Consider the following 26,462-nt stretch of genomic DNA (forward strand, 5'->3'; position numbering starts at 1 on the left):
GAAAGAAGCCATTTGTTGAAATATTAACATCAATTAACGAAAAAATTATATTCTAAAATTGCAATATAATTTTGCGCAAACGTGCGTCAGGTTTGGCGCCCAGCCATTAATCTTAATGAGAACGTTATTTAACCAAAAGTAAAAGCGATTTCGGAATTAAAGCTTGGAAAGGAAATCCTGATAGGCTAGTGCAATACCTTCTTCCAGCTCTATTTTATGATGCCAGCCTTGACTGTGCAGCTTAGAAACGTCCATTAGTTTGCGGGGGGTACCATCGGGTTTAGTAGCGTCAAACAGCAATTCACCTTCGTAACCCACAATACGCTTGATTAACAGGGCCAGATCTTTAATGGTAATGTCCTCGCCTGTGCCAATGTTTACTAAACCCTCTTCGTTGTAGTTCTGCATCAGGTAATAGCAGGCTTCAGCCAGATCGTCGGCGAACAGAAACTCACGCATCGGCGAGCCAGTACCCCAAATAGTTACCGACGGTGCGGCCGAATCCTTGGCTTCATGAAAACGGCGGATGAGCGCCGGCAACACATGCGAGTTTTGCGGATGGTAATTATCATTATAACCATAAAGGTTAGTAGGCATCACCGAGATGTAATTACAACCGTATTGCGCCCGGTAAGCATCGCACATCTTAATACCTGCTATTTTTGCAATAGCATAAGGCTCATTCGTCGGCTCCAGCAATCCGGTAAGCAGGTACTCTTCTTTAAGCGGCTGCGGTGCCATTTTAGGGTAAATGCAGCTTGATCCTAAAAACATCAGCTTCTTAACTCCATTTAAATAAGAGTTATGGATGATGTTATTCTGGATCTGCAGGTTATCATACAAAAACTCTGCACGGTAGGTATTGTTGGCCACAATACCACCCACTTTTGCAGCAGCCAGAAACACATAGTCAGGTTTTTCTGCTGCAAAAAAATCTGCAACCTGTTGTTGGTTTCGTAAGTCAAGCTCCGCTGATGTGCGGGTAACTATATTATCAAAACCTTCACCTTGCAGTTTGCGGAGGATGGCAGAACCTACCATCCCCCGATGTCCTGCAATATATACCTTAGCCCCTTTTTCCATGGTTTAAACGAGTACTATTAGTCGATCAACTTTAAAAGGTACTGACCGTAACCGCTTTTAATATATTTCTGGGCCAAAACAGCCAATTGCTCTTTATTGATAAAGCCCTTATGAAAAGCAACCTCTTCAATACAACCAATTTTAGTATCCTGTCTTTTCTCAATCACACGCACAAACTCAGTTGCATCGCTTAATGAGTCAAAAGTACCGGTATCTAACCAGGCAGTGCCCCTATCCATTACACCAACATGTAGGTTACCTTGCTCAAGATAATATCTGTTTACATCGGTAATTTCAAATTCTCCACGTGGAGACGGTTTGATATTCTTTGCTATCTCTACTACAGAGTTATCATAAAAATACAAACCAGGAACAGCGTAGTTAGATTTTGGTGCTACTGGTTTTTCTTCGATAGAAAGTGCCTTGAATTTGTCATCAAACTCTACCACACCATATCTTTCAGGATCTGCAACTTTGTAAGCAAATATGGCAGCACCCTCCACATCGTTAAAACTAGCCACAAGCTTGCTAAAACCAGAACCATAGAAAATGTTATCGCCTAATATCAGCGCAGCTTTATCATGACCAATAAATTCTTCGCCAATTACAAATGCCTGAGCTAGGCCATTAGGTACTTCCTGAACGGCGTACTCGAAACGGCAGCCCAATTCAGAACCATCACCCAGCAGACGTTTAAAGCCCGCGTTATCTTCAGGCGTGGTAATAATCAATATCTCATTAATACCGGCCAACATTAATACCGACAGAGGGTAATAAATCATCGGCTTATCATAAATAGGCATTAATTGCTTACTGATTGCCCTGGTAATAGGATATAAACGGGTGCCGGAACCCCCAGCTAGAATAATTCCTTTCATGATGTTTGTAATATATTAATGCAAGTGGTAAGGCTTTCGCGCCAGTATGGTATAGCGATGTTAAACACCGATTTTATTTTTGATTTATCCATTACCGAAAATGCGGGACGGATTGCCTTAGTTACATATTCGGTACTTTTAATAGGCTTAACCTTTACAGTGGTATTAGAAATATCGAAAACACCTACTGCAAAATCATACCATGAAGTTACGCCTTCGTTGCTGTAATGATAGATACCGTAAGCATCTTTGCCAGAAACAATGATATCAACAATTGCACCGGCCAGGTCTATCGCATAAGTTGGCGATCCTATCTGATCTGCAATAATGCCTAGTTCATCACGCTCGGCGCCCAATTTCAGCATGGCTTTAACAAAGTTGTTGCCATACTCAGAATACAACCAACTGGTGCGTATAATATAATATTTATCAGTAGCGGCGGTAATTACCTGCTCGCCCTCTAATTTAGTAAGACCATAAATATTGATGGGCTCAGCCACATCCTCTTCATTAAGCAAACGAGGCTCATCACCTTTAAACACAAAATCTGTCGATACGTGAACCAGCACTATGCCATATTTTTGACAAAGCCGAGCTATAATTTCCGGACCATCGCGATTTACCTTTCTGGCAACATCTACATCGTCTTCTGCTTTATCTACTGCAGTATAGGCCGCGCAGTTAACAGCATAAGCGGGTTGATGTGCTACAAATAATTTCTCCAATGCTTCGGCATCAAGAATATTGGCCTCCTCTTCCGGAGGGAAAATAAATTCGGTGATACCTCGCTTTTCGCAGATATTTTTTAGACATTGGCCTAATTGACCGGAAGCGCCTAGAACTATCGTTTTACTCATGGCAGACGTGACAGATGCTATAATTAATTAATTACTTTTAAGGAAAGATAATTACAGTACGAATTATAATAACAAAGTTATAATATTATTGCAAATTTCTCAAAAACTCGCAAAAATATAACATTGCTTATGCCTGTCCCATGGCGCCGCCAAAATTCATAGGAAAACCAGGAGGCTCCTGCTGCACTTTGATACGCCCATTTACAGCTTCAAATTTTTCGATGTTATCTTCTAAAGCCGCCAGCAGGCGCTTTGCATGCTCTGGCGTTAGTATGATGCGCGATTTTACTTTGGCTTTTGGAATACCCGGCATCACACGGATAAAATCGAGCACAAACTCTGCATTTGAGTGCGTGATGATAGCCAGGTTAGAGTAAACACCTTCGGCCATATCTTCAGATAGCTCTATATTCAGTTGGTTTTCGTTTTGTTGATCCATATAATTAAAGCTTGTGACTATATAAATTAAAATTACAGGCGCCCATCAGATGCAGAGCGGGGCAAAAATGCTTTAGTGTCAAATATTACACCAGAACTGGTTTTCAGTTTCGTAATGTCGGCTTGCTGATATTCGGCATGAGCGACGGCCAAAATAATAGCATCATAACGATGCGCTATATCTGTTAGTCTTGGCGACAGTTCAATACCATATTCATGCTTAACCTTGGCAGCATCAGCATGAGGGTCATGCACATCTACATCAATACCAAATTGCGTCAGCTCGTTATAGATATCCATTACACGTGAGTTTCTGATATCCGGGCAATTCTCTTTAAACGTGATGCCCAATATCAGTGCTTTTGCGCCATTTATAAAATTATTTCGGGCGATGAGGAGCTTAACTACTTTATTGGCTACAAAAATGCCCATATTATCATTCACCCTCCGTCCTGAAAGAATCACCTCAGGATGATAGCCTAATGATTCAGCTTTGTGCACCAGGTAGTATGGGTCTACCCCAATGCAATGGCCACCAACCAGTCCGGGTTTATATTTCAAAAAGTTCCATTTGGTACCAGCGGCTTCCAGCACATCGGTTGTGTCTAAGCCAATACGGTCAAAAATCAATGCCAGCTCGTTTACAAAGGATATATTGACATCTCGCTGTGCATTCTCAATAGCTTTTGAAGCTTCGGCTACTTTGATACTAGGCGCCAGATGAGTGCCTGCAGTAATGATACTTTTATAAAGCTGGTCTACAAATTGCGCTGTTTGCGGCGTAGAACCCGATGTTACCTTTATAATAGACGTAACAGTATGTAATTTATCGCCTGGATTAATGCGCTCGGGCGAGTAGCCACAAAAGAAATCGACATTAAACTTAAGTCCCGAAAACTTCTCCAGCACTGGCACACAATCATCTTCGGTGCAACCAGGGTAAACGGTTGATTCATAAATCACCACGTCGTCCTTTTTCAGCACCTTACCCAACATTTCAGAAGCTCTGAGTAGGGGCCCCAGGTCTGGCGCCTTAAAACGATCAATTGGTGTAGGTACAGTTACAATATATACATTACACTCACGCAGCAATTCTACATTTGCAGATACCCGCAAGCCATGCCCGTTATAATTGTTCATAGCCCGACGCAGTTCCTCATTGTCTACCTCATTGGTATCATCTTCAGCGCGCTGTAATATCTCTATCCGTTTTTCGTCTATATCAAATCCTAATACACGGTACTTATTGCTAAAAGCTGTTGCCAACGGTAAGCCTACATACCCTAGACCAATGACGGCAATCCGGCAATCGGCCGCGTTAAAAGATGTTGAATCGTTCTTGGTTTTATCCATTTTAAGAACAGAGCGTTGTCGTTTTTCAGGTTGATGCTGCCTCCAGGCAAAAGATAAAGCCGTTGCACGCGCAGAAGGCCGGGTAAAAGTAATAAAACTCGCGGTTAAATTTATTTATTCCAGATGCCCTTTGCTTTTTCATTAATAATTAGCCGGCACTGGTAAGTAAAAAATATATTGGCTAAAAACAGCACTATAAAATTGGCCAATGCAGTACCGCTAATACCTATTTTACCCACCAGCCAAATAGATAGTGGAATATTTGCCACCGCAGCCAAAACACATAAAATAAGCTGTAAACGCAGCTTGCCGGTGCCATTTAATAAAAAGGTATGAATATCATTCCAAAGCAACATCAGCATATAGAGGGCTATATTAATGGAAAGCATTAGTGGAACGCGAATTTCGGCACCTACCCACAAACGAAAAAACAGGCTTGAACAAGCGAGCATGACGGCGGCAATGGCGACGAAGGCCAACCACAATAGACGCATACGTTTCATGGTATTTCTTATCCAGGCAAAATCGCGCTTGGCAAAGGCATCGGTAAACGCACTCCAGAAAGGGGTAATGATGACAGAAAACGAAAAAAACAATATAGAGAAGTACTTATAGGCAATATTAAATACTGTTACACTGGCCGGACCTTTAACGTTTGAGATAATAAGCGCATCGGTTTCATAAAGTACCAGCGTACCCACCTGAATCAGAAAGAAGGAACCTCCCACGCTGAAAAGGCTTTTGGCCATTTTTTTATCTACAAACCGCCATGAGGGAGCCAACGATTTTAAACTGGTGCTAAACAAGTAAATATGCGCCACCAAATAAACCAATACGGGCGAACCCATCGCCACGAATACCAAGGTGTACAGGTTACCAGTTGTAAACTGCTTAAGTACAGTGATAATAACAAACGTAAGCGCCTGCCCTAGCATCATTAGTAATGAGAACTTAAAAGTTTGATGCGTAGCTATTAGTATATTATTGAGCGGTTGCAATATAAACTGCAAACAAAAGCCCCCCATGGTAATTAACAATACCGGCCAGATGTTATAACTAATAGCACCTTTAAGATTAAGCAAGCTATTCCAGTTAATAAAAGACCCTATTATAAAAAACACGCCAAAGGCCACCGTAGCTACCAACAACATCAATGCGTAGGTGGTGCTGACGCTGCTTACCATACTCTGCCGCTCATCAAGCGCCAATGATTGGGCTAGTTTATTTTTAAGACCATTACCTAACCCTATATCAAAATTATTCATCCAGGTAACTATAGAAATAATAGTTGCCCAGATGCCGTATTGCGTAGCATTAACATACTGAAGCGTAATGCGTACCAGCCAGAAACTGATGATGAAAGCAATCCCCTTTATCAATCCAGAATAGACGATATTGCGTTTGAGTTTGCGGCTACGCTCATCACCCTCGTTAAAAAATAGGTGTATCTTTTGCTTTATAGAAGCTATCATGCCTGCAATAAAATTAATAACATATAGCGGCTATAACTATTATTGATATCCAGCAGGCAAAATATAGAGGAATGGAGGGCGCCATGCTGTAATTTATTTAAAAGAAGTATACTATTACTTCTTTGTAAGAGAGTTTGTAAATTTCTCTCTGAAAACCATGTAAACAAATATAGGACCGTATATTACGTAGCGCTTCCAAACATGGGCGGGCTCTGTAAGTAAACGCACAAACCACTCTAGCCCCAATTTAATCCATATTTTACCAGGGCGCTTAATAGTTCCGGAATAGAAATCAAATACAGCACCAATAGAGCATACTAATTTGGCGTCAATAGCCTCTTTATTGGCATCCACCCATTTCTCTTGCTTAGGGGCGGTCATCCCAACGAATAATACATCTGGTTTAAACTCGTTTACCGCCTCAATCATCTTTTGATTATCCTCGGCATTAAAGTTCGCTTTAAATGGTGGCGAATAGGTTTCTACCCTTACATGCGGAAACTCTACCGCGATGGTTCTTTTTATAAGACGAAGTGTTTCATCTGAAGAGCCAAGGTAAAAGCAGCTACCTTTTTGCTCTTCTAGCCGGTGCAACAGATACATGTGCAGGTCAGAACCTGCAATCTTTTTTATCCTGGCTTTTTTTAGTATCCGGGCGGCACCAACAATACCAACCCCGTCAGGCAGCAATATATCGGAATTGATCAGCGCTTTTTTAAAGGCAGGATCTTTTTCTGCCATATTAAATGAGAACTGATTTAGCGTATTGATAATATACTTGGATTGTATCTCTATTTTATCAATAGAAGAGTTGAACACCGTATAATCAAACAGCTCTATGTTTTCATGCTTATTCATTTCTCAACGCGCAAGTTCTTCAGTTATCATTCGGCCATAATTTAAAGGCGTTTTGTAAAAACACTAGCCTCGTCTATTCAAATAATGCTATGAGGCTAATAGACTGATTTACTAAAAATTGCTTCTCCCGTAAGCAAATTATCCAGCGGGCAAAAATATGAATCTTCAGATTAACTAGATGATTATTTTATTTTAAATCATATTATAGCCCTGACAACTTTAAGTTTTCCAGATAGTTAACCCAATCAGGCAAAGAATTTTGATCAAAGTGATCTATCAATTTACCGTTTTCGTCAAAATCCGGATGGAGCATCACCTCTGTCAGGCTATTAACCACTCCCGCTTCATGCGACTTTAAAAAATGGTTTACAGATTCAAAATAGTTTGAGTATTGACTACCCTCGCTTTTAAACACATCATTAATACGCTTCCGGTACAAATACTTAATATAATTACCCTCATAATAAGTTTGCGCCAACCTTATCTTAAGCTTATAACGTTGCGCGGCCTGCAAAAACAACCTCCAAAAACAAGGCAACGTATGTAAATGATAATGAGAATCTATATGCAACACCCCAATATTAGCGGCAACCGCTTTATCTATTTGCGCATAAATCTCTTTCATAAAGGTCGCTTTGGCATCGGCACTAAGAAAATATACTTTACGATTCGTCTTCTTCAAATCCCAGTTGCCCTCATTATCCAAAAAATCACGCTGTGTAAATTGCGTAATGGGCCTTCCCGATGCAAAATTAACATGCACACCAATATTGCTGATGGTCTTATTACTGTGTATCAATTCAACAGTTTCATCAAAGTATTCTGTACTGGTCAAGAAAGATGTGCTATTAATATAACCGTGTTCAAAGCAATACAATATAGCCTTGTTAACAGACGGATTTAAACCTAAATCATCGCCGGTAGCTATTATGTTATGCGGTATTTTCATGCGGGCTGAACAATAGTGATGATTTTTTTATAGGACAAAAAAATACACGCAGAAATCTCACTGATAAACTCACTAAATACTAATGTGGGCATAATATATCTAAGTAAACAAAGCTATCACTTATGGCTTTTCACTATATTCATAAAATTATCTCAAATATAATGATTTTTCGATTTTTTTAGTATTTTCGCATTAATTAATGTACTTTTTTAGAAAAACACATACGATCGTTTAGTTTTCAAAGAATTGCAAAGGATACACATCTCACTTATTATGATTCTTTTTATAATTACAGCTACATATTCTTTAGCACCAAGTTGGTTTTTCTTTACAAGGTCTATATCTAAAAAACCCCTATCCTCTCCGCTCTGTACATCATCTGTTATAACTACCCTAGATAATTAATAACACAAGTTTTTACTATAAAAGAATAGAAGCAATTAAAAATAATTACAACATGAAACTTAGTCTTAAAATTATTATTCTACTCTTTATTACTCTTTGGGGTACTTCTTGTACTTCCTATAAAGACGTAGCCTATTTTCAGGATATGAAGGTTGACAGCGTCTACAACGAAAAAATTAATAATTACACCCAAATCACAATACAACCGGGTGATTTGCTTGCCATTCAAGCAAACAGTTTAAATAAAGATCAGGATAATTTGATCAATTACAACCTTGAGCGCACAAATGGCACTTCTTCTGTATCTATAAACAGGCCGGGAGAAAATGTAATCTATGGTTACCTGGTAGATCAGAACGGCAATATTAAATTGCCATTTATCGGGGTTGTAAAAGTGGCAGGTTTAACGACTCAAGCGCTGGGTGACCAACTTGAAATAAGCCTGTCAAATTATCTTTCAAAGCCAATTATAACTGCTCGTATCCAAAACTTAAAGGTTTCTGTTTTAGGCGATGTAAAAACACCAGGGGTTTACAATTTTAACGATGAGCGTATGACAGTTGCCGAAGCATTAGGTATGGCTGGCGACTTGAATACTACTGGTATTCGTCAAAATCTATTATTGATCAGAGAAATTAACGGAGAAAGAAAATATATAAAGTTAGATCTTCGCTCAAAAAGTGTTATCAACTCACCATACTTCTATTTAAAAAACAATGATGTGCTTTATGTACAACCCAACAAAGACAAAGTATTCGGTTCAGATTCTACTCTGCAAAAAGTTGCATTGTTAATTTCCGCGCTTTCTATCGCAGCAATATTTATTACAAGGGTTAATTAATTAAAGTATTTTATTAATACCATGAGCAAACAAAAATCTCAAGTTACAACCTTCGCTTTACCTGTAGCGGGAACAGAGTCGTCTTCGGAAGGAGGCAACTTAATAAAGAAATACTTATATCACTGGCCATTGTTTGTATTATGCGCTGTAATAGTTTTGGTTGCAGCTTATTTTTACGTCAAAATCACCAGCCCGATTTACCCTATTGTCTCGACTTTGGAGTTTAAGGCTCCAACGGCATCATCTGCATCTCTAACAGTAAATCAGAGTTCAACAGAACAAGAGCTCGACCCGATCAACAAACCCATCATTGTTGAAAACGAACTGGAAGTAATGCAATCAAAAAAGCTTATTTATCAAGTAGTTAACGAGCTGCAATTATGGGCATCTTACACTCAAAAGAAAGGATTAAAAACAATAGATCTTTATAAAAGAAGTCCGGTTGTTTTTTCATTCATCAAACAAACTGAAAACGTTGACCCTTCAGGTGTACAGCTAAAAGTCAATCTTATAGATGAAAACTCTTTTTCAGTTAAAGACACTAATAAAGTTGAGCAAAAATATACTTTCAATACACCTATAAAAAGTACTTTCGGTACTTGGCAATTAAGAAAAACCACCGAGATTGGTAATTATACCGGCACCTCCATAGATATTACTGTTAAAGACCCTGATATTGTTTCGGATATTTATCAAAAAGGCATAAAAGTAGAACTTGAGAACAAAGATGCTCCTTTTGTAAACCTATCTACCTCGGATACTAACCCCCAACGCGGAAAGGATATTCTTAACTCTTTAATGAACCTTTATCTGCAATATGCCATTGAAGACAAGAACAAGCTTTCTCAAAAAACATTAAAGTTCATCGATTTCAGACTCGATTCTTTGAAAAATGATCTGGACTCTGTGGAGAGAAAGATACAGGAATATAAAAGCTCACACGGGGTGACGGACATCATTGCGCAAGCTCAAAGTTCCAGAGATATCAATCAGGCCAATGTTAAGGCACTAAATGACATCAACCTGCAACTGGGTGTTGTAAAAGTTCTTGAAGATTACCTCGCATCGGCACAAAACGTTAATAAATTGCCGCCTGCGGTTACTGCGTTCAATGACAATAGCCTGAACGATATTTATGATAAGCTAACAGATTTAGTGCTGAAGCGTAAAGAACTTTTAGGTACAACACCTGAAACAAACCCGATATTTGAATCGCTCGATGATCAAATAACAACGCTTAGAGATGCTTTTTCTGACAAAGTAAAAGTTATTAAAACATCTTTACTGGCCCAAAAAACTGAGCTAACTAGTTTCAAGGGAAATGTAGATCAATTTCTTAAACAGGTACCAGATATTGACCGTCAATATGGAGAGCTTTCCAGGTATCAGGAAAGTAAGGTAGCCATATACAAGTTCTTACTCGAAAAACATGAGCAGGTGGCTTTAAAATATGCTTCTTCTGTTTCTGATGCCGAGATTGTGGACGACGCGCACGCTGGTCAGGTTAAGTGGCCAATTCCGGTACTTGTATTTGCATTTGCTTTAATCTTAGGATTGGGTATTGCGGCTGCGCTTCTATTCATCAGAGAAATTATGAATGATCTGATCACTAGTAGAAAACAGATTGAAGAATCAACCGAAACACCTATCCTTGGCGAGCTTTCTTATCAGGAAACTGAGTCTCAAATTGTGGTATCAGAAGGCCGGAGCAAATTTATGATTGGTGAGCAATTTAGGGTACTGCGTACAAACCTATATCATTTACATGGCAATAGCGAGGGCTCAAGGGTAACACTATTCACTTCAAGCGTCAGCGGTGAGGGTAAAAGTTTTGTGAGCTCCAATCTGGCTGTAACGTTATCTTACGCATCCAAGAAAACCATCATTCTGGAGATGGACCTTCGCAAACCAAAGGTTTCTGTCAACTTTGGATTATCATCAGAGCACCCTGGTATAAGTAATTATTTAAATGACGAGACTTCAGATTTGAAAAAACTGATCCAGAAAACCAGGTTTGAAAATCTTGATGTACTTGGTTCGGGCAGCATATTACCTAACCCATCAGAACTTCTGGAAAAGGATCGTTTGGATAATCTGATCAATGCGCTGCGTGAATTATATGATGAAATCATCATTGACTCTCCGCCTATACACCTTGTTACAGACGCTCTGGTCATCGCACGCGTGGCAGATGCCTCACTTTATGTAATACGTCAAAGCTATACCCATAAATACGAATTACAGTTTATTAATGAGATTAACGAAAGTAACCGTTTTCCGAAGTTTACAATTGTGCTTAACGGCATCAGACGTGACGCTTCCGGTTATGGAGGTTATGGCTATGGTTATGGCTATGGTTATGGCGGGAATAACTACTATAATTCTTACTCTGATAAACAAAAAACAACCTTTGCCGATCTGATGAAGAGCATTCTTGACAGATTCTAAAATGTCCATAAACCACAGTCGATTACTGCCATGGCCAGATTAGGATAAATCTAAATTCCACGATTTGGAAAAAAGGTCCAATCAGCCGATTAAACTTCTATTTGACCATGGCGATATTACCGGCAAAAAACTGGTTGACATAGGCTTCAACGTAAATTTAGTTGGGAAATAAGTGATATAAATACCCCCGCTCTTGGTGGCAAACATAATAACTGATGAAAATACTTATTACAGGGACAGCTGGCTTTGTGGGCTATCATTTGGTACAGCAATTAGTTGGGAACGGACATGAAATAGTAGGCATCGATAATATAAATGATTATTACGATCCTGAATTAAAATTTGCCCGGCTTGGTAATTGTGGCATCGAAAAATCTAATGTTAACTGGCACAGGGAGGTTAAAAGTACCAGATTTTCTGACTACCGGTTTATCCGGATGAATGTGGAAAATAAGGGCGAACTGATGTCCTTATGCGATCGCGAACGCTTTGATTATATTATACATTTAGCAGCTCAGGCCGGTGTACGATACTCCATACTCAATCCTGACGCATATGCGCAATCAAACCTGGTAAGTTTCTTAAATATACTGGAGGTCAGTCGCCACACGCAGATTAAGCACTTGGTTTATGCAAGTTCATCAAGCGTATATGGCTTGAATGCGAAAATGCCTTTCTCAGTTCATGATAATGTTGATCATCCTGTTTCATTATATGCAGCCAGCAAAAAGGCAAATGAACTGATGGCGCACACGTATAGTCACTTATATAAAATTCCAACGTCTGGCTTACGCTTTTTTACGGTATATGGGCCCTGGGGCAGGCCAGATATGGCTTATTTCTCGTTCAGCGAGGCTATTTTAAATCAGAAACCAATCCAGGTATTTAATAACGGCAAAATGAAGCGGGATTTCACCTATATTGATGATATCGTTAAAGGTATTGTGAATGTGATGCATGCCCCTGCTCAGCCCAACACAGATTGGAACTCTGCAATACCTGATCCCGCAAGTTCAACAGCCCCCTACCGTGTATACAATATTGGTAACAACCAGCCGGTAGATTTGATGTCTTTCATCAACGAACTGGAAAAAAACCTAGGTAGCAAAGCTATCATTGATTATAAAGACATGCAACCTGGAGATGTGGTAGCCACTTGGGCCGACGTATCAGAGCTAATGGATCAATTTGATTATAAACCAGACACGTCTATAGAGCTGGGAGTAGAGAAATTTGTAAAGTGGTATAAAGATTACTACGCCTATTAGCGCGGCACAATATAACGCGCTAATAGATTATTTGATACAAGTGAATATTAAGACATCAATATGCAACTGGTATTAACGGATGGAATTGAAATCAGAATTGCAAAGTTCTGATATGCATGACTAATCCAGATAACTGATCCAAAACAATATCGCAAATAAAATATCGCACCTTTATTCACACACACCAGATGAGCGTAAAAAAAAACTTCTTGTTCAATAGTGTCTTGCTTGTTTCCCAATATATTTTCCCGATGCTAGTATTTCCTTATATCACCAGAATATTTGGGGCTTCAACATTAGGACTTGTGAGTTTTGTAGATGGCATTTGTGATTATTTTGTACTGTTTAGCGCCCTTGGTCTTACAATAACTGGCATAAGGGCGATTGCAAGAGCTAATGGTAACAAAGAGGAATTAAGCAAAACTTTCTCTGAGCTTTTTAGCATTCATTTAATAACTACTACTTTATTCCTCATCTTTTATACCATTTTGATTTTCACAGTGCCCAAAATGCGTATAAGCAACGAACTCTTTCTTATTTCTATCGCAAAACTATTCTTTAATGTCTTTTTAGTGGAGTGGTTTTACCGGGGGATTGAGAACTTTAAATTCATTACCGTACGTACTATACTTATAAAAGCGATTTACGTTGTGCTTGTTTTTGTGTTTGTCAAAACCAAAAATGATTTCACTATTTATTACATTTTGACATGCTCTGTTATTGTCCTAAACTCAATCGTTAATTTTTTAAATACAAAAGGAAAAGTAAGCATCCATTTTAGAAATCTGAATCTAAAGCAGCATTTGCCATCTTTTTTCAACATTGGTATATATATACTTGTTACAAGTATGTATACAACATTGAATATTGGTTTTTTGGGTTTTGCATCGAATAATACATCTGTTGGATACTATTCTACATCGTCTAAGATTTTCATGATAGTTCTTGGCTTTTTCAGCGCGCTAAATACAGTTCTGATACCCAGGCTTTCTTCATTAATAGTTGGAGACGACCAACGTACATTCTTAGATCTTATCCATAAGTCACTTAACGTTGTAATAACTTTTTCCTTTCCAATTGTATTTTGCGGGTTTATGCTTGCCAAGTCTATTATTTATATCATATCTGGGCCTGGCTATGATGGTGCAGTATTGTGTTTTAAACTTATCATTCCTTTGATATTTATATTAGGCTTAGCTCAAATATTCGCCAATCAAATTTTAATGACGATCAAAAAGGATAAAGAACTTTTAAAAGCATCAATCGTAGGAGCAATTTGTGGAATTACATTGAACTTTATATTAGTACCTCATTATAAAGAAGTTGGTACATCAATAGTATTGCTAATTTCAGAAATAACTGTTACAGCAATATTATATAGCTATGTTATTAAATTTACCGAGTTCCGCTTACCGGTAAAAAAGATCTTGGTAAACATCGTTTTATCGATTCCATACATTATAATTTCATTTATCACTATGGCTATATTTTCCAAACCTATCGTGGTATTAGCCATTGCAGGAAGTGTTTCAGGATTGTACTTTATTCTTTCACAACTTTTCATCTTAAAAAACCAGTTACTCCTGCCATATTATAACAAGTTATTGGCAATCAAAAGTTAAACAAATACCATTTGTCGGGGCGCCGATGTTGCAATTACAATATGGCGTTTAGTAGAGAGCAAAACTAAAGCAAATACAGTTTCAAAATTATTTACATACATAATGGGTAAAATATTTTTCATAGCTATCGCTTTAATTTTCACACTCCAGGTCATATTGAAACCGGGTATAAAAAAGCTACTCTGGTTCTTTGCTGGCGTATTGCTATTCCCCCCTGCGGTCACCATAATAAGTAGCCCCAGCGTGCCATTTCCCAGGCTGATGATATACGTTTTGCTTACTGTTACCTTTATTCAGCAAAAGAAAGTATTTAGTGAGCTTAAGCTTTTTGTATTGAAAGTACCTTTACTTATACTGTTCTTCTTATTGTTATGCATTGGCCTAAGTGATTCTCGCTTGAATCTTTTTTTACAGTTCTACAGGCCAATAACCTACTTTTTGGAAAACTTTTTCATAGTATTTCTAACCTACTATTATATAAAGTCGTCAAATGATGCATTACGTATTTATGATTTCCTCATAAAAATTTTCATCCTGTTCGGACTATATGGCCTTTCAAATTACGTTACAAAAAACAACGAGTATAATGCTTTTATAACCAATTTATATAATAGCCATGATTTCGCTAATGATAATATGATAACGGGGCTTTACAGATTCAGAGTTTCATCTTTATCATGGCACGCCATATATTATGGCTTTTTATTAATGATAATGCTCCTGATGGAAACATTTATGTTTACCTCAGTAAAGATTAGGCAAAAAAACTATGTTATTTACATATTCGTCGCCATTCTTTTATTAGTAAATCTGTTTTTGGCAAACTCTAGAACTCCGATACTTGGACTAATAGCCGGCGCTCTTATTTACGTGCTGTTTGCCATAAAACTAACCAAGAAAATAGCAATTTTTTATGCAGTTATTTTTGCTGGCATTGTTTCTTTTGCTGTGTTACCAAAATCAGCAGAGATCGTCTTAAAAACTGCGAATATATTTACAGGCAGGGATGCCGAAAAAAAGGGAGAAGGTAGCTCTATGAAAATGCGGCAAATGCAACTTGACGCATCTGTGCGGATTTTTAACCAAAGCCCGGTAACTGGCAACGGATTTGAATATATCAATGAAAACCTTGGCTACTCCAGCGATACTAAAAAAAGTAAAAGTAGCAAAGATCTAGAGGGCTTTGAGAGTTATTATTTTAAACTATTGATAGAACAAGGCATGTTAGGCATAGCAGGTAACTTGATACTATTTATCGTGCTGATCATCTGGTTAATTAAAAAATATTTCAAAGTCAGTCAGTTCGGGAAGAAGATAATTGTTTTTACCATCTCTATCACTATCGCATTTATCATCTTTATTATAGGAACAGGTGACCTCGGTTCCTTCCTGTTCTTTATGTCCATATTAGGGATTAACATAAAGCTGATTGAGCTTAATGATCAACGAAGAGTAATTTACATGTATCATTAATGTAATGGTACAGCGCCCGGTTTCTGTATTGTAACACTACAAGTTTAAAGATATGTTTTCGATAGCTTTGCCAGCGTATAAGAGCAAATTTCTTAAAGAATGTATATCAAGTATATTGGCCCAAACCTATACCGATTTTGAGCTGATCATTGTGAACGATTGTTCACCGGAGCCTATTGATGAAATCGTATCTCAATTCTCTGATCCCAGAATTAAGTATTTTATAAACGAAACGAACATTGGCGGCAAAAACTTGGTGGATAATTGGAACAATTGCCTTGATAAGGCCAGTCGTGAGTTTTTTGTAATGATGGGCGATGACGACAGGATGGATACCATTTTTCTTGAAGAATTTGCCAGGCTAATTGATCAACACCCGGATCTTGACGTTTATCACTGTCGCTGCAAAATATTAAATGAGCACAGTGAGTTTACCGGATTTTCACCCTCCTGCCCTGATTTTGAAAGTGTATATGATAACATATGGCATCGCCTAAACGGGCATCGTCTGCAATTTGTTTCTGACTTTCTGTACAGAACTGAGCCTTTAAAGCAACGCGGGGGCTACTATAAATTACCTCTGGCCTGGGGATCTGATGATATTACAGCTTATACTGCCATGGGGCAGAAAGGGGTTGCGCATATCAATAAAGCAATATTTCAATACCGAAGCCATAGTACAAGTATATCCAGTTCCGGCAGCCAGCTTTTAAAAATGGATGCCGTGATGGGGCAGGCAGCGTGGTACATTAATTTTTTGGAAACAATTCCCGCCAACCCGGACGACATCATACAACGTCAAGTACTAATCAAATCGATAAAAAAACTTATCCAAAAGAAAAAACTGGTTGTACTGATTAACTCAATGCAGGCAAACCTCACAGGGGCATTTTTCAAGTGGCTAAAAGTTCGCAATCAATACCAATTCTCGGTTGTAGAATTGGTATATGCCGCTTTAGAATCTATTAAAAAGTCGAAATCAAAATCCAAGTAACTCGCGCTATCTATTCAGTATGAAAAAGAAACTTGTATATATATCTCCAGATTATTTTGCTGACGTAGATATTCCGGTATTAGAATCTTTGACTAATGAATACCATATCTATTGGATAATTGTGTTTGATTCTGCTAAGAAAGGGCTTTCAAAATTTTCTATCGAATCACTGTATGAAATCGCGAAAAAGAACGGTATAAAATGTGGTATTTTTGTTAAAAAATATCGCAGGCGCCATCCTTTCAACATCTTTTTTAATATAAAAATTGTCTCAGAGGCATTAAAATACAAAGCCGATATCACTTATATTGAAACGCTTACTGATATTTATTTTTCGCTTCTTTGCTTCTTCTTTAAAAAACAAAAAACAATTCTGGCCATTCATAATGTTGTTGAACATCAGACAAAAGAAATTAGTATTTCTGATAGGATCATCAACCTTTCAAATAAAATTGAACGAGGCTATTTTAAAAACGTACATCTTTTTAGCAACTCGCAAACCTCCGTTTATCAAAAGCTCTATCAGCGCCGACGCATATTTACCATTCCACTGTTTTTAAAAAAGTTTTATCATATCAGCGGGCTACCCACCGCAACAACAAATACTTTTACTTTTCTTACATGGGGAACGCTGCGCTATAGTAAGGGGATTGATTTTCTGATAAAAGCGGCAGAGCAACTATATGATGATGGGTTTAGAGATTTTAAGGTCATTATCGCCGGAAAAACAAGTAGTGAATGGGAAGAATGGAAGCTTTTAATTAAACATCCGGAAATCTTTGATTTATACATTACCTCTAAATTACTACCTATAGAGGATATACCGCCAATGTTTGCGCAAAGCAAGTTCATGGTTTTGCCCTACCGGGATGTTACACAAAGCGGACCGCTACAGTATGCACTAACTTATAACCTTCCGGTTATCGCATCGCAACTTCCTGGATTTACCGAATACATTGAAGATGGCAAAACGGGCTTTTTGTTTGAAAGTGAAGATGTCGACTCACTATTTAACGCCATGAAAAATGCATTAATGATGAGCAACGATAAATTCGACGACATTAAGGCAAACCAGAAGACATTTGTTGCGAACAATGTATCAGACGAGCACATCGCTAAAAAATATAAAGAAATGTTCAATACAGTGCTGAATAAGCCTGTCTGATCATTTCCTAACAACTTCTGGTAAGCTATCCTCGGTCAGAAAGTACAGAGTAAAACAATGCTGCATCAAACACACAGTTTAAGTATAGGTTAAAATGATTAAAAAATTATTCGTCCTCCTGCTTACCCGAATATCCGGAGAATCAAAAAGAGCTGGCATATACGGCAAATATTTAGGTATAAAATTTGGCAAAAATGTGCGCATAACTGGCATTCCCATATTTGGTAGCGAACCGTATCTGATCAGCATAGGCGACAATGTAACTATTACACAAGGCGTAATGTTTCATAATCATGACGGAGGCGTAAATGTAATCAGACATAAACATCCTAATATAGATATCATAAAACCCATTGTAGTTGGCAACAACGTATTTATTGGCGCCAATGCGCATATTATGCCAGGGGTGACAATTGGCAATAACGTGATCATAGCAGCGGCCAGCGTGGTGAGCAAAGATGTACCTGATGGGGTAATAGTTGGTGGCATACCCGCCCGTATTATTAAAACCATTGATGACTATGAAAAAAAAGTAGTGCCCCAGGCGGTAGTGTTAAAAAACAGACACGATCAGCAAAAGCGTAAAGAAGAAATATTAGCCCTGTTTCAAAAATCAAACTAAACGTAGCCCCTCAGCTAAATGATATAATATTGGTATGATAACCACAAAAGACGATTATAAAATATACCTGGCAGCCGATGCAAAAGCAATGGAGGTTGATAATAACACCTTTAAAGGCCGCTTAAAAGGACATATTACTAATCCCCGCTGGCGTTTTATAAAAAAACTGCGCAAAGTTGAGTATTATAAAAACTCACCGGCATTGATCTCAAAACTGCTTTACGCATGGTATTTTATATGGTATAAACGTAGTGGCGTAAAACTGGGTTATTCAATTCCACCAAACGTTTGCGGTAAAGGGCTTGGTTTACCTCATTATGGTACTATTGTAATTTCTAAATATGCCAAAATAGGCGATTATGTAAAAATTCATGTTTGTGTCAACATCGGAGCACATAATGGCAACAACGCCCCAACTGTTGGCAATCACTGCTATTTTGGCCCCGGAGCAAAAATATTTGGTGGTATTAAGCTGGGAAATAATGTACAAATAGGAGCCAACGCCGTAGTAAACAAAAGTTTTGAAGAAGACAATATAGTGCTGGCTGGTATACCCGCTAAAATTGTAAAACACATCGAAGAACGTAAATAAATAGCTGGATTTCTAATCCATTCAATAATTATTATGAAGGTCATTATCCTCTGTGCAAATTACGAACCCGGCGGCGCCCAGCGCGCAGTTGTAAGGCTCCACAAACAATTGAGCAAAGACATTACCTGCGAGTGCTGGTTCATGCACAGAAAAAGTGCTGATTTTACCGACTCGCCCAAGCTAATACTCAATAAAAAAATATCGTCAGCAGGTGATGTACTTAAGATCTGTAGCAGATTATATAAAGAGTTTAAAAAAGAAAAGCCTGACGCTGTTATATCTTTTCTTCCTTATGCCAACATTTTAGGTCTGTTCATTGCTTACTTGTGTGGCATAAAAAAACGCATCAGTTCACACCGTAATCTGAGTGATAAAGAACTATCGGGGTCACTTAAAAAAATGGATAGCCTGTGGGCCAGCAGGGGGATTTACACTGGTATTACTGCGGTTTCCAGATCAACAAAGAAATCTTTCAGTTACTATCCTAAAGCCGTTTATGATAAAGTGAAAGTAATTAATAACGGCATATCGTTTACACCGTCTGCACTTAGTCAGACAGAATGCCGCATAAAACTTAACCTGCCGGAACTACCGTTTATCATTGGCAATGTTGGCCGGCTTGTAGAGCAAAAAAACCACCAGTTACTCATCAGTATTTTGCCGGAACTGCCAGAAATCCTTCTGGTGATTATAGGGAAGGGGGAGCTAAAAGCGTCGCTAGATAAACAGGCCGAAGATCTTGGTGTGCAAGATCGACTGCTAATTATAGATGAGCTTAACGCAGCCGATATCCCGCATTTTTTAAAGGCGATAAACATTTTTGTGATGCCATCTAATTTTGAAGGTATGAGTAACGCCCTGGCAGAAGCGCTGTATGCTGGCGTACCCATTGTATCCAGCGATGTGGAATCGCAAAGTGATGTATTGCTGCGCGAGAGCGACGGGCTGCAGGCGGGCCTGATGGCCTCCAACAACAATGAAAAACAGTGGATCGACGCTATTATGAAGATCAAAAACAACGAGACTCTTAGAGAAGATATTTGCAAAAAAGCGTTGATCAGATCAAGTGATTTCACCATCGAACATATGGCGCAAGGCTTCAGAGAGATGCTTTAATTATTAACATACCCAATCAGAATCATTTTACTATTCCATCATGAAGGTTTTACACGTAGGCGCTAAAAATTATCCACCAGCTCATGGCGGCACCGAAAGAGTTGTATACAATATCGTTAACTCGATTGACGATGTTGATTTTTACATCCTGGTAGAATGGCAGCAGCAAGAAACCGATCGCATTTTTGTAATGCCCGAGGGCCTCGGCTATCTGGCAAAAATGAAATATATACACCAATTTGCCAAACAGCATGGTATAGATATTATTCATTTCCATAACGAAAAGTATATACCAATGGCTATGCTGCTGGCCATACGTTTTAAAAATATAGTGCTTACAGTACACGGCGTCCACTTCAGAAGCCCGAAATGGAATATGATCAACCGCAGCATATTCTGGTGTGTAGATGTTTTAGGAACCGTATTTTTACCACGCTTGGTATTCTGCTCTGAATATGATGAAAAGGCTTTCGCCAAATACATCTTCTTCAGAAAAACATATTTTATTAACAACGGCACTAATATTAGTCCGCTCAAGCAAACCGAGCAAAGCATCGAGTTTTCTGATACCTATATCTACCTGGGCCGTATTACGCCAGCTAAAAATGTACTCCGGTTGGTAGACGCTGCAACATCAAGGAAAATTAAGCTTCATATTTATGGCGTGCTTGACAAAGAGTGCCAGGAATATTGTGACGAGGTAATGGGTAAAATAAACGCCAGCGACTATGTAGAGTATAAAGGCGTAGTGCCTTATGATCAGGTATTTCAAACCATGATCAAGTATAAAGCATTCCTCTACATCACTATCATGGAAGGCCTGCCCCTTGCCGTGCTCGAAGCGGCCTCATGTGGCATGTTCCTTATTCTTTCAGATATTCCCCATCATACTTTCCTTAAAGTACCAAATGTTAAGTATGTTGATGTCAAAGATCCACAAATTCCTTATCCGGAAGAAATTCCCTCAGGCGCTGATAACAGGGCACATATACTGGCTCATTTCTCAAATAAGCAAATGGGCGATGAGTACAAAAAAATCTATAACTCATTAAAAACAATGCGTTAAAATTAGGGGCCTTAATAAAGCACGTGCTATTACAGCATAGAAATAGCATTAAAAAAGCATGTGTGTTCATTTTCCCCAAGCACATGTTTTATTAACAAAAAATTAAAAAACTCTATTTGTAGATTTATACTTACAATCTGACATAAAATTCTATTTTTGCATTAAATCAGATCTTTATTTAACGTTTTCTTATAAAAGCCACCAATGCATTAAAAAAGCTCACACTTAACAATGCATTGTAGTTTAAAAGAACATATTTAAATACGATTTAACTTTTTTAACTTACTATAAAGTAAAATACCTCTCAATACATATTATGGTTAAAGTAGCACTAATCGGCGCCGGCAAAATGGGGATATCGCATTTGTCGATACTTGGCGCTCACAATGACGTGGAAGTTGTGGGAGTTTGCGATACGTCAAAAATGATCAACGATTTTCTTTCCCGTTATGGGAAATTTAATTGCTTTACAGATCTGAAAAAAATGTTGAAAGAAACTAAACCCGATGCTGTCGTTGTTGCTGTTCCAACAAAATTTCACTATAGCATTATTAAAGATCTGCTTGAAAGCAATGTACATGTTTTTGCCGAAAAGCCATTCTGTCTTACAACCAAGCAGGGCGAAGAGCTGGTACAAATGGCGGAAAGACAGAAGCTTATTACCCAAGTTGGTTATCACAATAAGTTTATAGGCACATTTGGTGAAGTTAAGCGCCTAGTACAAAAAGGTGCTTTAGGTAAAATATATCATTTCGTGGCTGAATCATACGGCCCTGTAGTGATCCGACCGAAACAAGATACATGGCGCTCAGATCCATCTGAAGGCGGCGGCTGCTTACTTGATTATGCATCACACGTTATTGATCTGGTAAGTGATATTTTGGCACCTGTTGCCAAAGCCAAAGCCAGTTTACTTAAATCTGTATTCTCAAACACGGTTGAAGACGCAGTTTATTCTACCTTGGAGTTAGAGAACCAGATAAGCGGCACGCTTTCTGTTAACTGGAGCGATGAAACTCATAGAAAAATGTCTACTTCTATCACGCTGGTAGGTACAAACGGAAAGATCGTATCAGACGCAAACGAACTGAAGGTTTATCTGAAAGAGAACGACGGCAATGAGGGTTATGATAAAGGATGGACCGTAAAATACATTACTGACCTTACCGACCAGGTTGACTTTTACCTGCGTGGCGAAGAATACTCTGCACAGTTAGATTATTTTGTAAAAGCCGTATCCGGGAAAGTACCAAATACCATCAATACCTTCCGTTCGGCATGGTATACTGATAAAGCAATTGAAATGATTAGACAAAGCGCCAACTAAATACCATGGAAAGAATATTATTTGGAGACAACCAGTTTTTTGCTGTAAACCATATTTCTGACGAAAAGTCACGTGCACAATCTATAAAATTCAGAGAAGATAGCGCAATCATTAAAACCCTTGATGACGCAAGGGCAGAAGGTATAGATACCTTTATGTGTACCACGCACGACAGAATTGCCAACATTTGTAATATTGTACGCAGCGAACCAGAGAAGTATAAAAACTTCAAGATCTTCCCTTGTATGCCTTACGCGCACAAGTATGCCAATGCAGTAACCGAACTTGGCATTGCCGGCACGCTTAAACAATATGTACCAGGCAATTTTATGGGCTCACTGTTTAAAGGCGGAATGGCTTTCCTCTCTAAGGATTACCTATCTATTATGGAGTTGCTGGTAGATGCCGAAATGAAAATGTTTAAAGGCATTGAAACCCCGGTAATTTTCCTGCAAAACGTTATTACAGACCTTTTTCTTGGTTTGCGCGCTTACGAGATCCTCGCAGCCTTTCATCACTATGTGAAGAAAAAATATAATGCAGAAGCTGGTTTTATAACCATGAACCTGCCGCTGTTATTAGACGCGCTTGAATCACAAGGCATTGAAAACCCAATCATCTGTGCTTCTATCAATAAAGTTGGTTTCCGCATGTCTGGTGGTAAAGAGATTTATGAAGAAACCCTGAAAAACCGCAAAGTACGCGCAATTGCAATGCAGGTACTGGGAGGAGGCGCCATATCACCAAAAGAAGCAATTGAGTATGTATGCAACTTACCTAATATTGAATCAATATTATTTGGTGCATCATCAAAAGCTAATATACAGAACACGGTAGAGAACATTCATCATTTTGATCAACAGGATAATCGATAATTACTCTGTCTGGAAACCATCAACCTGTTAATTTGTAATATCTACATCAATCGTATTACATTTAGTGTAAACTCTAAATGCTTCTGTTATGAAAAAGGTTATCGTTTTCCTGGCTATAATTTCGGCTTGCGGTTTGGCAGTAAAAGCTTTTTTTTACGCTAATTATGATGATGAAACGGCAGAAAACTTTCAGAAAGTCCGTAAGTTTTCGCCTGCGGAGGTTGCGCATTTGTCTGTACTGAATAATAAAGTAATTATAGACAATTTCTTGGGGGTAAATGCCGTCTATCACGGTTTTGCTTTTTTTAATGAGTCTGGCACCCCCCCGATGTCACTAAATGACCGGGGGGTTGAATTTCGCAGAGTAGCTGCAATGCAGCTCAAGATAGCAAGAACCTGGTATCGCCCAAACTGGTCTTGCCCCAATGGCATCTACCAGAACTACGATTGGGAAAACAATAAGATGCAGGCCCTGTATGCCTGGCTAGACAAAATGAAACAGCTTAAAGTGGATGTTGCATTACAGGCTGGCTGGTTTTTTCCGGCAGATGTATCATATGGTCACTCTTCTGCAGATACAACGAGAGATGTTATTCGTTATGCCGATTGGGTAAATGAATCACTTCATCAATTTATTAAAGTTAAAGGGTTTACCAACATTAAATACCTGATGCTCTTTACAGAGCCTTTTAATGTAAAAAAATATAGCGCAAACCCATACACAAATACTCCTGCATATTATGCCAAAGTATGCAACGCCATAAACGATAAGCTGATTGCTACCGGCATGAGATCTGAGATTAAAATTGTTGGCCCTAATTCAGGAAGCACAGATACTGCTGCATTTATTGGCTGGAGCACCCAAACCCTGAATAAGGTAATTGATATATACAGCTGGCATACATATAACGGCAAACAATACAATACCAACCCGCCATTAGAATATGATGGATGGAAGGCAATTGCTGATGTGGGCAAAAATAAAATTGCAGGCACCGGTAAACCTTTCTGGATAGATGAGTATGGGGCGAGCAGACCGAATGAAAAATTTAGATTCAGTGCAGATTATGGAAACTATCTGGCACAATGCGTAGCTGCATTTATCAATTCAGGAGCTCAGTCTTCTTTACTATGGATTTTATTCAATCAGAAATACGAAGGCAATTATTCTGATAATAAGGATAGCTTTTATAAGGGCGTGCAGCGGTGGGGATTGGTTAGATTTCCTAAAGACAATGGAGATACCGACCATACACCATATCCAAGCTGGTATGCCTTTAGCATGATGAGCAAGTATATGGGAGGCTATGGCTATTCTAAAACATTCAAAGTTATTAACCAAGACAGCATGTATGTGGCTTATGTTCAGAACAAAAAGAATGTGTCATTAATGGTTATCAATGCATCTCATGTGCCCAGAAAGTTTGATGTTAAATTTGCCGTCCCAATTAATGCTACTCTTAATAGAATCGTTTATGATCCTGGCACAATAAAAGTTTCAGAGAATGTAGACATGCTAAATGTTGATAAGCATTTACCCAATGTTACAAATACGTTTTCAGATCAAATCCCTTCCAGAGGAGTAAGTATTTATACAACAGCAACCAATTAAGCTATCTTGGTAAAATCAATTTGTTCTGTAAAAATCAGCCTTGCAAAACGTTCCAACCGGCAGTATTGTTTCTTCCGTTCCACCTTTTAATTATAGCGGCAGCAAGCCACCCCGCTTTTTTAAATTTATTTGAGTTAATGCCATTCAGGGCCGTCAGCAATTGATCGCCCATAGCCTGATAACTCATGGCGTTTACAAGCTTTAAAGATGCTGCAGACATGGCTAACCGCTCAACTCTGTCAAGACGATCAAAATTCAAAACAGCATTGTAAATGCTATTTATATCTGTTGGTTCAAAACCAAATCCGTTTACTCCTTCTTGTAGCAGACTTTGCGCAGCGTTAACATTGAGGCTCAATAGCACCGGTAATCCGGCAGCCATTGCCTCATTAACCACCAGGCCCCAGGTTTCTGATAAACTTGGCAAAATAAAGGCGGCTGCATTAGAAAAATAAGCTGGCAAATCTACATTACTTACCGCCCCTGTAAATGTTACCCGCTTTAGATCTAACCTTATAGCCAGTTGCTTAAGTAACACCATTTCTGAACCATCACCAATTATTGTGATAGAAAGCTTACTATTACCTTGCTCAACTAACTGCCAAGCCTTCAATAAACCATCGATATTTTTTATTGGCACCAATCTGGCAACACAAATAATGCTATCAGCACTTGCCTGATAGCTGCTTTTTGATGTAAAATAAGCGTTGTCAATACTGGAAAAACCGTAAAAAAGCTGAACGCCTTTATTTAGGAAACGTGTATAATCAGCATCATAAAAAGCAGACGGCAACCACAATGCATCAGCCTGTGCTATAATAGTATCTTTTATCCACTGCACAACAACGTTGCGCTTAACCTGTGCGGACTTTGCATCATCAAACATGATAAATTTGCAGCCATTATTCTTAGCCCATTGCATACCTAATGCACCTGCAAAAAAGACGATTGACGGCGCAATAATAACATCGGGCTTAATATGGTCTAAAGCCCTCAATACAGCAGTCTTTATATCGCCCTCAATTAACTCATTAGCGCTTTGGCCAGGAAATAAGCAGGTCCACCACTGCTGCATATTATCATATTTGTCAAAAGTATAAGGCGAGCCTTTGCCAAATAATTCGAGCGCAAAAAAGGCAACATCGTTG

General features: G+C 38.6%; 23 protein-coding genes. 14 read left to right on the forward strand and 9 right to left on the reverse strand.

The genetic code is table 11. The features are described 5' to 3' along the window. Window positions 1–156 precede the first annotated feature (156 nt). The 8 genes from ABZR88_RS17480 to ABZR88_RS17515 all read right to left on the reverse strand — a co-directional run bounded on the left by ABZR88_RS17480 (window position 157) and on the right by ABZR88_RS17515 (window position 7,888). A complete protein-coding gene (locus ABZR88_RS17480) occupies window positions 157–1,083 on the reverse strand; it encodes a GDP-L-fucose synthase (protein WP_107827253.1) in 927 nt (308 codons plus the stop codon). A 17-nt stretch (window positions 1,084–1,100) separates the two neighbouring features. Next, complete coding sequence (rfbA, locus tag ABZR88_RS17485; RefSeq protein ID WP_107827254.1) at window positions 1,101–1,961, reverse strand: glucose-1-phosphate thymidylyltransferase RfbA; 861 nt, start codon at window positions 1,959–1,961, stop codon at window positions 1,101–1,103. Next, a complete protein-coding gene (rfbD, locus tag ABZR88_RS17490) occupies window positions 1,958–2,818 on the reverse strand; it encodes a dTDP-4-dehydrorhamnose reductase (protein ID WP_107827255.1) in 861 nt (286 codons plus the stop codon). The genes rfbA and rfbD overlap by 4 nt, the downstream gene beginning before the upstream one ends. Window positions 2,819–2,945: 127 nt before the next feature. Further along, window positions 2,946–3,257 carry a DUF3467 domain-containing protein gene (locus ABZR88_RS17495; RefSeq protein WP_107827256.1) on the reverse strand — a complete coding sequence of 104 codons (312 nt, stop codon included), beginning with the start codon at window positions 3,255–3,257 and terminating at the stop codon, window positions 2,946–2,948. 32 nt (window positions 3,258–3,289) lie between these two features. Beyond that, window positions 3,290–4,609, reverse strand: coding sequence for a nucleotide sugar dehydrogenase (locus tag ABZR88_RS17500; RefSeq protein ID WP_107827257.1), 1,320 nt, complete (start codon window positions 4,607–4,609; stop codon window positions 3,290–3,292). 110 nt (window positions 4,610–4,719) lie between these two features. Further along, window positions 4,720–6,081: a lipopolysaccharide biosynthesis protein gene (locus ABZR88_RS17505; RefSeq protein ID WP_107827258.1), complete on the reverse strand. Its 1,362-nt coding sequence runs from the start codon at window positions 6,079–6,081 to the stop codon at window positions 4,720–4,722. 114 nt (window positions 6,082–6,195) lie between these two features. After that, window positions 6,196–6,939, reverse strand: a complete 744-nt coding sequence (locus ABZR88_RS17510) for a WecB/TagA/CpsF family glycosyltransferase (RefSeq protein ID WP_107827259.1) — start codon at window positions 6,937–6,939, stop codon at window positions 6,196–6,198. A gap of 202 nt (window positions 6,940–7,141) precedes the next feature. Beyond that, window positions 7,142–7,888: a ChbG/HpnK family deacetylase gene (locus tag ABZR88_RS17515; protein ID WP_107827260.1), complete on the reverse strand. Its 747-nt coding sequence runs from the start codon at window positions 7,886–7,888 to the stop codon at window positions 7,142–7,144. A 457-nt stretch (window positions 7,889–8,345) separates the two neighbouring features. On the opposite strand from ABZR88_RS17515, the gene ABZR88_RS17520 reads away from it, so the two are divergent. The 14 genes from ABZR88_RS17520 to ABZR88_RS17585 all read left to right on the forward strand — a co-directional run bounded on the left by ABZR88_RS17520 (window position 8,346) and on the right by ABZR88_RS17585 (window position 25,314). Next, complete coding sequence (locus ABZR88_RS17520) at window positions 8,346–9,134, forward strand: polysaccharide biosynthesis/export family protein (RefSeq protein WP_107827261.1); 789 nt, start codon at window positions 8,346–8,348, stop codon at window positions 9,132–9,134. Between the two features lie 21 nt (window positions 9,135–9,155). Then, on the forward strand, window positions 9,156–11,582 hold the full coding sequence (locus ABZR88_RS17525; RefSeq protein WP_107827262.1) for a tyrosine-protein kinase: 2,427 nt from the start codon (window positions 9,156–9,158) through the stop codon (window positions 11,580–11,582). Window positions 11,583–11,797: 215 nt separating this feature from the next. After that, the gene (locus ABZR88_RS17530) at window positions 11,798–12,850 is read left to right on the forward strand and encodes an NAD-dependent epimerase (RefSeq protein WP_107827263.1); all 1,053 of its coding nucleotides are present in this window, start codon (window positions 11,798–11,800) and stop codon (window positions 12,848–12,850) included. Between the two features lie 188 nt (window positions 12,851–13,038). Further along, complete coding sequence (locus ABZR88_RS17535; RefSeq protein WP_107827264.1) at window positions 13,039–14,472, forward strand: oligosaccharide flippase family protein; 1,434 nt, start codon at window positions 13,039–13,041, stop codon at window positions 14,470–14,472. A gap of 102 nt (window positions 14,473–14,574) precedes the next feature. After that, a complete protein-coding gene (locus tag ABZR88_RS17540) occupies window positions 14,575–15,945 on the forward strand; it encodes an O-antigen ligase family protein (RefSeq protein ID WP_107827265.1) in 1,371 nt (456 codons plus the stop codon). A gap of 52 nt (window positions 15,946–15,997) precedes the next feature. After that, window positions 15,998–16,939 (forward strand): glycosyltransferase family A protein, encoded by a 942-nt coding sequence (locus ABZR88_RS17545; protein WP_107827266.1) that lies wholly within the window; start codon window positions 15,998–16,000, stop codon window positions 16,937–16,939. Window positions 16,940–16,958: 19 nt separating this feature from the next. Beyond that, window positions 16,959–18,104: a glycosyltransferase family 4 protein gene (locus tag ABZR88_RS17550; RefSeq protein WP_107827267.1), complete on the forward strand. Its 1,146-nt coding sequence runs from the start codon at window positions 16,959–16,961 to the stop codon at window positions 18,102–18,104. Window positions 18,105–18,198: 94 nt separating this feature from the next. Beyond that, the gene (locus tag ABZR88_RS17555; RefSeq protein WP_107827268.1) at window positions 18,199–18,726 is read left to right on the forward strand and encodes an acyltransferase; all 528 of its coding nucleotides are present in this window, start codon (window positions 18,199–18,201) and stop codon (window positions 18,724–18,726) included. A gap of 34 nt (window positions 18,727–18,760) precedes the next feature. Then, window positions 18,761–19,318 (forward strand): serine O-acetyltransferase, encoded by a 558-nt coding sequence (locus tag ABZR88_RS17560; protein ID WP_107827269.1) that lies wholly within the window; start codon window positions 18,761–18,763, stop codon window positions 19,316–19,318. Window positions 19,319–19,351: 33 nt separating this feature from the next. Beyond that, window positions 19,352–20,434, forward strand: coding sequence for a glycosyltransferase family 4 protein (locus tag ABZR88_RS17565; RefSeq protein ID WP_107827270.1), 1,083 nt, complete (start codon window positions 19,352–19,354; stop codon window positions 20,432–20,434). A gap of 40 nt (window positions 20,435–20,474) precedes the next feature. Continuing rightward, window positions 20,475–21,500: a glycosyltransferase family 4 protein gene (locus tag ABZR88_RS17570; RefSeq protein WP_107827271.1), complete on the forward strand. Its 1,026-nt coding sequence runs from the start codon at window positions 20,475–20,477 to the stop codon at window positions 21,498–21,500. Between the two features lie 316 nt (window positions 21,501–21,816). Next, entirely contained in the window at window positions 21,817–22,827 is a 1,011-nt protein-coding gene (locus tag ABZR88_RS17575; protein ID WP_107827272.1) for a Gfo/Idh/MocA family protein, read from the forward strand. A 5-nt stretch (window positions 22,828–22,832) separates the two neighbouring features. Further along, a complete protein-coding gene (locus ABZR88_RS17580) occupies window positions 22,833–23,702 on the forward strand; it encodes a hypothetical protein (protein WP_107827273.1) in 870 nt (289 codons plus the stop codon). 88 nt (window positions 23,703–23,790) lie between these two features. Further along, window positions 23,791–25,314 carry a hypothetical protein gene (locus tag ABZR88_RS17585; RefSeq protein ID WP_107827274.1) on the forward strand — a complete coding sequence of 508 codons (1,524 nt, stop codon included), beginning with the start codon at window positions 23,791–23,793 and terminating at the stop codon, window positions 25,312–25,314. Between the two features lie 34 nt (window positions 25,315–25,348). Here ABZR88_RS17585 and ABZR88_RS17590 read toward each other — a convergent pair whose 3' ends face one another. Further along, on the reverse strand, window positions 25,349–26,389 hold the full coding sequence (locus tag ABZR88_RS17590; RefSeq protein ID WP_146166476.1) for a glycosyltransferase family 4 protein: 1,041 nt from the start codon (window positions 26,387–26,389) through the stop codon (window positions 25,349–25,351). Between the last annotated feature and the right edge of the window lie 73 nt (window positions 26,390–26,462).

It is taken from the genome of Mucilaginibacter yixingensis (assembly GCF_041080815.1).
Taxonomy (GTDB): domain Bacteria; phylum Bacteroidota; class Bacteroidia; order Sphingobacteriales; family Sphingobacteriaceae; genus Mucilaginibacter; species Mucilaginibacter yixingensis.